Annotated in this window: 8 protein-coding genes; 3 read left to right on the top strand and 5 right to left on the bottom strand. The window is 63.4% G+C overall.

All coding sequences use genetic code 11. The features are described from left to right. The 3 genes from NKJ06_RS32865 to NKJ06_RS32875 form a co-directional block, all read left to right on the top strand. A partial coding sequence (locus NKJ06_RS32865; protein ID WP_352812083.1) for a transketolase family protein occupies positions 1–818 on the top strand: 818 nt, incomplete at its 5' end. A 33-nt stretch (positions 819–851) separates the two neighbouring features. Continuing rightward, the gene (locus NKJ06_RS32870; RefSeq protein WP_352812085.1) at positions 852–2165 is read left to right on the top strand and encodes an aspartate aminotransferase family protein; all 1314 of its coding nucleotides are present in this window, start codon (positions 852–854) and stop codon (positions 2163–2165) included. Positions 2166–2253: 88 nt separating this feature from the next. Then, a complete protein-coding gene (locus tag NKJ06_RS32875) occupies positions 2254–2937 on the top strand; it encodes a GntR family transcriptional regulator (protein ID WP_352480527.1) in 684 nt (227 codons plus the stop codon). 44 nt (positions 2938–2981) lie between these two features. Here the strand turns inward: NKJ06_RS32875 and NKJ06_RS32880 are convergent, their stop codons facing one another. From NKJ06_RS32880 to NKJ06_RS32900, 5 genes are all read right to left on the bottom strand, one after another. After that, positions 2982–4775 carry a hydantoinase B/oxoprolinase family protein gene (locus NKJ06_RS32880; protein WP_352812087.1) on the bottom strand — a complete coding sequence of 598 codons (1794 nt, stop codon included), beginning with the start codon at positions 4773–4775 and terminating at the stop codon, positions 2982–2984. A gap of 32 nt (positions 4776–4807) precedes the next feature. Then, the gene (locus NKJ06_RS32885; protein ID WP_352812089.1) at positions 4808–6868 is read right to left on the bottom strand and encodes a hydantoinase/oxoprolinase family protein; all 2061 of its coding nucleotides are present in this window, start codon (positions 6866–6868) and stop codon (positions 4808–4810) included. 16 nt (positions 6869–6884) lie between these two features. Beyond that, positions 6885–7874 carry an ABC transporter permease gene (locus NKJ06_RS32890; protein ID WP_352812092.1) on the bottom strand — a complete coding sequence of 330 codons (990 nt, stop codon included), beginning with the start codon at positions 7872–7874 and terminating at the stop codon, positions 6885–6887. Further along, positions 7867–8841: an ABC transporter permease gene (locus NKJ06_RS32895; protein WP_352812094.1), complete on the bottom strand. Its 975-nt coding sequence runs from the start codon at positions 8839–8841 to the stop codon at positions 7867–7869. The genes NKJ06_RS32890 and NKJ06_RS32895 overlap by 8 nt, the downstream gene beginning before the upstream one ends. Then, a partial coding sequence (locus NKJ06_RS32900; RefSeq protein WP_352812096.1) for an ATP-binding cassette domain-containing protein occupies positions 8838–9599 on the bottom strand: 762 nt, incomplete at its 5' end. The genes NKJ06_RS32895 and NKJ06_RS32900, both read right to left, overlap by 4 nt.

A 9599-nucleotide genomic window follows, 5' to 3' on the forward strand; every position in this document is an offset into this window, starting at 1 on the left:
TCGCGCAACGCTTTCCCGAACGCTTCACGCAATTTGGCATTTCCGAGCAGAACATGGTTTCGGCTGCTGCCGGCATGGCCAGCACCGGCGCCGTGCCGTTCGTCGCTACATTCGCTTCTTTCCTGGCGCTGCTGTGCTGCGAACAGATCAGAACCGACGTCGCCTATTCGGCGCTGCCGGTGCGGCTGATTGGTCATCATGCCGGTATTTCACTCGGCTTCTACGGCACCTCCCACCATGCGACGGAAGATCTTGCCATCATGCGAAGCATCGCCGACCTCACGGTCGTCGCGCCGGCTGACGGCCCGCAACTGGCGGCCGCCGTCAAGGCGTCTGTCAATCATGCCCAGCCAATCTACTTCCGCATTGGCCGCGGCCAGGAACCGCTGGTCTATGAAGACGACGGCGTCGACTTCCAGTTCGGCAAGGCGATCGTTCACGGCGAAGGATCGGACCTGACCATCATCGCCTGTGGCTCGATGGTCCATCCCTCAAGGGAGGCTTACCGCGCGCTGCGCGCGGCGGGCAAATCCGTCGGACTGATCGACATGCATACGGTGAAGCCAATGGATACGAAGGCAGTGCTCTCGGCCGCGGCTCACTCCCGCTTCATTCTAACCATCGAGGAACACAATATCCTGGGCGGTCTGGGCGGCGCCGTGGCGGAAATCCTGGCGGAGGCGGGCAGCCCGGCACGGTTGATACGCCATGGCATCCGCGACGAATACAGCCTGATTGCGCCGCCAACGCATCTCTACAAGCACTACCGGCTGGACGCGGCGGGAATCGAGGCCACCGTTCTTGAAGCCCTCGGCTGAGCCGGCGGACCATAGCCATGCACGGACATTCCGATGACCGATCAGAATAACACCGCCCGACTCATTGAGCGCGCCGGTGCGGTGATGCCGGGCGGATTGCTCAGCCCGAGCCGCAGGCTCGGCGCGCCGCATGTATTTGCCCGGGCGCAGGGTGCGTTTCTCTACGACGTCGATGGACACCAGTACACCGACTTCCACTGCGGCTTCGGCGCCAATGTGCTTGGCCACTGTCATCCGGCGGTGCGTGAACGCATCGCTGCGGTCTCCCAGGACATCGATCTTGTCGGTGCGGGAACGATGCGGCTGGAGATCGAGGTGGCGGAGGCGCTGGTCGACTGCATCCCTTGCGCGGATCTCGTCGCCTTCTGCAATTCGGGATCGGAGGCGACCTATCACGCCCTGCGCCTTGCCCGTGCCGCCACCGGTCGCAAGCGCATCATCAAGTTCCAAGGCGGCTATCATGGCTGGCACGACTATGTCGCCATGAACGTACAGTCGCACGCGCAGGCGATCGGCAAGTACGATCCCATCAGTGCTGGCATCCTCGAGGATGCCGCCCGTCACACGATCGTGCTGCCTTACAACGATGCCGGCGCCGTCGAGGATTATCTCAAGGCCAATCCAGGCGATGTCGCGGCGATCATCATCGAGCCAATCGCTCACAATATGGGGTCGGTGATTGCCACGGATGCTTTCCTGCGCGACCTGCGTCGCCTGACCAGCGAACATGGCGTCGTACTGATCTTCGACGAGGTCATCACCGGCTTTCGCCACGCGCTCGGCGGCTATCAGTCGATCGCCGACGTCACGCCTGATCTCGCGACCTTCGGCAAGGCGGCCTCCTCAGGCTATCCCGTTGGCGTGGTGGCCGGTCGTCGCGATCTCATGGCGCTCGTCGGCCGGACCGGGGAAGGATCCGTGTTCATGGGCGGTACTTTCAACGGCACGCCGTCGACGCTCGCCGCCATGCAGGCGACGATCGGGGAGCTGTCGAAACCAGGCTTCTACGACCGCCTGTTTGCCCTCGGCGCTTTCATGCGCACGCAGCTGGATGGCATTATCGATCGCCTCGGCCTGCCCGCGCAGAGCGCCGGGTTTGGCTCGGTCTGGCTGATCTATTTCCTCAGCGGTCCTTACCGCGACTACCAGGACTTGCTGGGCAACGACGATGTTTTCGATCTTGCATTCCGCAGAGAGATGGTGGCGAACCGGCTGATCGGCCAGCCGCTTCCGCTCAAGCGTCTCTACCTGTCAGGGAGCCATGACCGGGCGACAGTCGAGAAATCGCTGGATATCATCGAGACAATCCTGCGCAAGCTCTCCGCTGGGAAACCCGCCAGCTCCTAGCCATGTTTCGCAACGGACTTATAGGATATAAGAGCGTCTCGCACTATCCGTTGCCGATTCGGTGCGGCCAAGATTGCAGCGGTGGACCATGAGCACGATGCAGCCAATCGAGCAAGGCAGTCTGTCGGCGAGAACTTATATCTCGCTGCGCGAAGCCCTGATCGCCGGCAATTTCCGGCCCGGCGAAAGGCTGTTGATGCAGGATCTGGCGCAACGGCTGGGCACCAGCGTCACGCCTGTGCGCGAGGCCTGTTTCAGGCTCGTCAGCGAGCAGGCGCTGGAACTGCGGTCGGGGCGGTTCATCACCGTTCCAGAGCTGACCCGGTCGCGTTACTGGCAGGTCCGGCTCATTCGCATCGCGCTCGAGGGACTCGCGGCCGAACTCGCCGTCGAGCATGTTTCGGAGGCGGACATTGCAAAACTGGTCGAGATCCATCGCGATTTCGTGGCCGGCGAAACGTCCGGCGATGCTGACCGCGCCCGTCGCGCCAATCGTGAATTCCACTTCGGCGTCTACCGCCTGTCCAAGATGGATATGCTGATCGCCCAGATCGAAAGCCTGTGGGTCTCGATGGGCCCTATCCTTAACGTGTATTATCTGCAGGCCGAGAACGATTACATCGGCGCGGAGGAGCACGAGACGCTGATCGAAGCGTTCCGGACCCGCAACAAGAAGGTGGCGCGTAAGGCGATCGAACGCGACATCGTGCGCGGTGGCATGAACCTGTTGCGGTATTTCGACGAGCAGGACGCGGCCGCCAAGCGGGCGTGATCGAAGCCGCCGGTCATTTGCTGGCGACCTCTCTTCGCGCTGGCTCAGGCCGCCCGAAGGCGCGCGGTGGCATCCTGGTCGACGGCCCAGACGCCCTGCTCGGCGTCCAGCACCAGGGCAACCTTGTAGGACTTGCGAGCCGCTTCGCTTGTTAGCCAGCCGCGGCCAACGCTGGCCGCGACACGGCGGACATCGCGCTTGGTCGGGTCGCCGTAGCCGCCGCCGCCACAGGCAACGAACTCGATGCGCTCGCCGGCGCGGCACGCCTCCTCATGGAAGGCCGGCAATTCCACCAGCTTGCCGTCCGTGCCGCGCTTGGCACTATGACTGGCCTTGGCGTCACCGCCGCCGAGCACGCCACGCGGCGGAAAGGTTGTGCCGTCGGCCGAGTAGACCAGTGTCATCTCATGGTCGACGGGATAGAAGACACCGCCCACCGCGGGAGCGCCCTCGAACTCGCCAATGCCTTGCGTGTCCGCCACCACGCCGCGCGATTCAATGATGATGGGATACATGGATTCATCCACCTCCACGGAATCCAGCGCGATCAGGCCGCCATTCGCCGGCCCGCAATATGTCAACCAGCCGTCATAGCCGTGACGCGCCCCGCCGCCGGCGTAGCCAATGAAGACCTGATTGACGTAGGGCTGCCCGTCCTTGAACGGATCCTTGCCTGAAATCACCCCGATCCCCGCCGGCAGGTGCGAGCCGCTCTCGGCCTGGCCATAGGGTTCTCCCATCGTCGAGAACACGCAATTGCCGGCGATGATCAAGCGGTCGTTGACATTGGTGGTCGCCACCGAGGTGCCTACGGGGTAGCGGGGTTTGCCGACCACGCTTCCCTCCCGCATCAACACCTTGATCCGGCTCTTGGCACCCTCGTTGTGCGGGATGCCGTCGTCGAGATTGTTGAAGACGCCGATGCGGCACGAGCCCGTGCAGGTGTTCTCCGAAAGGTTGAGACCGCCAGGGACGTTGTCCATGTTGTCACGCACATCGACCGTGATCTCGCCGGCTTCAGGGTCGACATCGATGGTGATCCGGACCGGGATGCCCTCTTCCGCCACGCCGGGGACCGGGTCATGGCGGACTTCGTAGGAGAACTTGCCCTTCGGCAATTTGGCGATCTCGGCCATGGCGCGACGCGCACCGTAGTCGAACCAGTCCTCGACGAAATCCAGCAGCGTGTCGCGGCCGTATTTTTCAAGCAGTTCCAACAGACGGCGTCGACCGGTCCTGCAGGCGCCGATCTGGGCGCGCACGTCGCCCAGCCAGATGTCTGGAACACGGTTGCGCATCATGCCGATGCGCAGGATGTCCTGCTTCTCCCTGTGCTGTTCGACCACGCGCACGCAGGGAAAGTGGATCCCTTCCTCATAAACGTTCTTGGCGAATGGCAGATAGGTCGAAGGTGTCGGCGCGCCAGTATCGGCGTGGTGGGAAAGCGCCACGGCCCAGAACAGCGGCTTGCCGTCGAAAAAGATCGGCATCGCCATGATCAGGTCGGCATGATGGGTGCCGCCAGTGTATGGGCAGTTGTTGAGGAAGATGTCGCCGTCGGCGATATCGTCGAACAACTCCGTTATCGGACGGGTCGCCAGATCCATCGACATGACGTGGATCGGCAGCGCGTCCTCGGTGGAAACGAGGCGGTGATCATAGGTCAGGATCGCGCAGCTCAGGTCGCGGGCGTTCTTGATCACCGCTGAGCGGCTGGCCCGCATCACGACCAGCGTCATTTCCCGCACCACCGCCTCGAACCGGCTTTTGAGAACCGACATCAGGAACGGATCGACGCGGCGCGTTGGCGTCTCCAGGCGAATGACAGGTGAATTCATTTTACGATGCCTTGTTCGGGAAGGTTTGAGTCTCAATCGACTGTCACGACAATGTTGCCTTGCGGGTCGACGCGCCCGCGGTGTCCGTCCTTGAGGAAGGCGGTGAACGTCGTCGCCTCCACCAGGCATGGCCCATCAAGCGCCGCCCCCGCGCCCAGCTGGTCCATGTCGTAGACAGGCAGAGAGCTCGTCCGCCGGGTTTCGTGCAAATAAGCTGACCGATGGGTCTTGGCGACCGGCGCCGTCGCCTGGTCGGCCAGCCTGAAATCCTTCCAGGCATCCTGGTTAGCCCGCTTGCCCACCGCGCGCAGCTTCCAGTTGGTGAATTCGACAATGTCGCGGTCGGATCTGATCGAATAAATGCGTTCGTGCATCTGATGAAACGCTTCGACGAGACTTGGGAGTTTTTCCGCTTCGAGGCGCGGCTCATTGGCCTCGAAATGGACCTCGATTTCCCAGGACTGGTACTCGTAGCGACCAAGAAAGGAGAACTCGAAACGCCGCAGCTCGGGCTCAACGCCGGCCTGTTCGAGGAATGCCTCGCCCGACACCTTCAACCGCGCCAGGATGTCGGAGACGCCAGCGGCGTCGAAGCGCCGGGTCGAGGTCAGGAAAACCGCGCTTTCCTCGCGCGTGATATCCGAAATCAACCCGCCGAACGCGCTCAGCCCGGCCATGAAGCGCGGGATCATGTAGCGTTTCAAGCCCAATATGTCGGCCATCTCGGCGATGTGGATGGCGGTCGCGCCGCCGCCGCAGACAAAGAAACTGTCGCGTGGGTTTATGCCCTCGCGAATGGTGATTTCCTCGATGGCCCCGACCATGTTGTGGTTGCTGGTGGTCTGGATGGCGTAAGCCGCGTCGAGCAGCGGGATGCCGAGCCGCGTCGCGATGCTCGCGACCGCTTTCTCGGCCAGTTCGCGGCTGATCTTGATCCGGCCGCCGAGAAAATAATCCGGGTCAATGATGCCGAGCACGACATTGGCATCGGTGACCGTCGGCGCGGTGCCGCCCGCCCCGTAGCATGCCGGCCCCGGCCGCGCGCCAGCGCTCTGTGGCCCGACACGCAGCAGGCCGCCATCATCGACCCAGGCAATGGACCCGCCGCCGGCGCCGACCGATCTCACATCGACTTTCGCGATCCCCAGCGAGTCGTCGTGGATCATGCTGTCCGGGGTGACGATGATCTGGTGGTCACGCAAAGCCGAGACGTCGAAGGTGGTGCCGCCCATGTCACCGACGATGACGTTGGCTTCGTCGCTCAGCGCCAGCGCCGCCATCGGCGCCAGCGTCGGCCCCGACATGACGCTGTAGATTGGCCGCCGCAGCATCTCGGCGGGAGGCATCATTCCACCGACGCAGTTGGCGAGCAGCAGCTCGCCCTGGAAACCCGCCTGCGAAAGTGCTTGCCGCAAGTCCTCGATGTAGGTGCGCACGATCGGATTGATCGACGCGTCGATAGCGGCCGCGATGATGCGCTTGTACTCGCGCGACATCGGATTGACTTCATGGCTAAGCGTGACCGGGATCTCCGGCCATGCCTGCGCGATGATATCGCGCACCGTTGTTTCATGGATGGGATTGACGACCGACCAAAGCAGACCGACCGCTATCGCTTCGACCCCATAGCGCCGGAAGTCGGCTATCGCCGCCTCGACATCGGATCTCGACAGAGGCGTGAGCTCCCGCCCGCGCGCATCGACGCGGCCCCGCGCCGTCTTCGTCAGGTGGCGCGGGACATAGGGCTCGGGATAGTCGAGCCGCCACTGGAAGGCGCCCTTGCGCGGCCCCTCGCGCAGGACGAGGATGTCCTGATGTCCTTCGTTGAGGATCAATCCGACCTTGACGGTCTTGCGCTCGACCAGCGCGTTGGTCGAGACGGTCGAGCCGTGTACGATCAAGTCGATCTTGGTCATGAACGCCGCGGGATCGAGCCCGTATCCAGCGGCCGCCACGTGCAGCACGTTGATGAACCCCTTCTCGAATTCGCCGGGCGTGGTGGGCGATTTGAAGATCGAGATTTTCCCACCTGGCTCGGAAACCAGGCAATCGGTGAAGGTTCCACCGATATCGATGCAGACTTGATATGCCATTTAAGGTCCGAAGCTGTTAGCGTTTCTTGTGATCGCGGCCCAGTATCAGGCTGGCCAGAATGATGAGGCCCAAAAGAACCTGCTGCAGATAGCCGTCGACCTGCATGAGATTCATGGCGTTGGAAATGATCGTGATGAACAGGGCACCGAGCAGAGCCGCGGTGACGCCTCCCTCGCCGCCGCTCAGCCGCACGCCACCGACCACCGCCGCCGCTATCGATTCCAGGGTCAGGTTGCCGCCGAGATTGGGCTCGCCCGATCCGGTGCGCGCGGTGAGCAGCATGGCGCCAATCGCGGCCAGCAGCGAGCAGACCACGTAGTCGATCGCAACGACGCGTCCGGTTCGAACGCCCGCCGCCTTCGCCGCGCGAGGATTGGCGCCGATGAGATACAGGCCGCGCCCGAATACGGTGAAGCGCAGGACCAGGAACAGCAGTGCGAAACACAGCGCGGCGAACAGGATGGGCACCGGAATGCCGATCAGCCGTCCCTCCGCCAAGGCGTCCGTGAAGGCCTCGGGAACGCCCGGCACGGGAAAGCCGCCGCTGACGGTTGACGCCAGTGCCATGACAATGTTGGCCATGCCAAGCGTCGTCACGAGTGGATTGATGCCGATACCGGCGATGAGGAAGCCGTTCAGCCCGCCGATAAGCAGCCCGACGCCGAGGCCGGCGGCGATTCCCCACAGGATGGGCATATCGCCGGTTCCGGTCATCACCATCGCCGATATGACGCTGACGAGCGAGACGGTGAAACCAAGCGACAGGTCGAAGCCGCGCGTCAGCAGCACCATGGTCTGCGCCATGGCAAACAGTGCGAGATAGCTGGTCTGGATCGCGATGTTCCAGAGATTGCCGCTTGAAACGATACGCGGGTCGAGCAGACCGAGAACCAGCAGGGCCAGGAATATGAGCCCCGGCAGCTTGGCCTGCGCCGCGAACTGGCGGATGTCCGGGCGAGCGCGGTCAAGAACAACCGGAGCCGCCATGTCTGGACGATCAGACATTGGCCCGCCTCCCCTGAACAATTCGGACGAAAGCCAATGCGCCGATGAGCACCGAACCCAGCACCAGCGTCTGGAATTTGCTGTCGATCTGCGTGAGGTTCATCGCATTGGCGATGATCGCCAGGCACAGCGCCGCCATGGCGACGTTCTCGGCGCGGCCTGAGCCGCCGCGCAATGAAACGCCGCCGATCACCGCCGCTGCGATCGTCTCCAGTCCGAGCGTCCCGCCGATCGTCGACTGGCCGGAACCGATACGGGCGGTGATCAGCACGCCGGTGAGTGCGGCCAGGAGACCGGAGAGCACATACGCGGTAATCAACACACGGTGTGTGCGCACGCCCGACAGCCGGGCGGCGCCGACGTTGCCGCCGACGGCGTAGAAGTGGCGCCCGAGCGCGGTCCGACGCTGCAGAATGATGGCGATGGCGATCACCACGATCGCCAGCAGCAAGGCCGGCGGCAGGCCAAGCACCTGCCCTCGCCCGATGGCATAGACGAAGGCGTCGGAAACGCCATAGATCGGGATACCCTGCGTGTAATAGAGCGTAAGTCCCGCGACGATCGACAACGATGCCAATGTCACCATGAAAGGTGATAGGGAAAGGCGCGCCACCAGCGTGCCGTTTACCAGGCCAACACAGGCGCCGAAGGCCAAGGCCAGCGCTACCGGCATCAGCAGCTGGAGCCCATGCGCGTCGGGCACCGCGGCCATCGCCGCGGCCGTGACCACGGACGCCAAGGCCATGGTGGCGCCGACCGACAGATCAAAACCGCCCGTGGTCATGACGATCATCTGGCCGATCGCCGGAACCGCCAGGAAGGAGAAATTGCGCAGGACGTTGAGGATGTTCAGGCGGTTCAGAAAACGCGGTTCGATGATCGCGGCCGCGGCCGCAACCGCGACCAGAAGCAGGATGACGATCCCGCCGGTTTCCAGAAAACGGCGCCGCAGCGTGTCAGGGCTCATGCTGCCTCCGTGGCGCCGGTTTCGGCGTCGAAATAGTGACGCAGCACAGTGGCCTCGGTGATGCCGTCGGCTTTGAGTTCGGCGACTATGCGCCCTTCGCGCATGACATAGACGCGGTTCGCCAGGTGAACGAGCTCTGGCAGTTCGGACGATGACAGCAGAATAGCCGCGCCATTCTCGACCAGGCTTCTCATAAGCCTGTAGACCTCGCTTTTAGCGCCCACGTCGATGCCGACCGTCGGTTCATCGAAAATATGGACCGAGACAGGACGCATCAGACCGCGCGCCAGCACGAGTTTCTGCTGGTTTCCTCCCGAAAACGACGACGCCGCGCGTTCCGGCGCCATCGGTCGTAGACCCAGTGTCTTCAACGGCGCGGCTATCGCCCGGCGCTCGCGCCAGAACTTGAGCAGTCCGGCCTGGGACAGTCTCGGGTCGTCGAGCGCGGCCATGGTCACATTCTCGCGGCCTGGCCGGCCAAGCGCCAGTCCCTCGGCGCCGCGATCGGCCGGGTAGTAACAAAGTCCAGCACGCAACATGCTGTGCGGCACTGGCGCTCTGACCACCTCGCCATGGAGTTCGATCTCACCGGACGTCACACGCTCCAGGCCGAATACGGCTCGGCAAAGTTCGCTACGACCGCAGCCAACCAGGCCCGCCAGGCCGACGATTTCGCCAGCTCTGACCACGATGGAGGCATCGGATAGGGTGCCGGAGACACTGATCCCCCTGGTCGCCAGCACGATTTCGGCGGGGCG

This window comes from Mesorhizobium sp. M0293 (genome assembly GCF_040321735.1).
Lineage (GTDB): Bacteria > Pseudomonadota > Alphaproteobacteria > Rhizobiales > Rhizobiaceae > Mesorhizobium.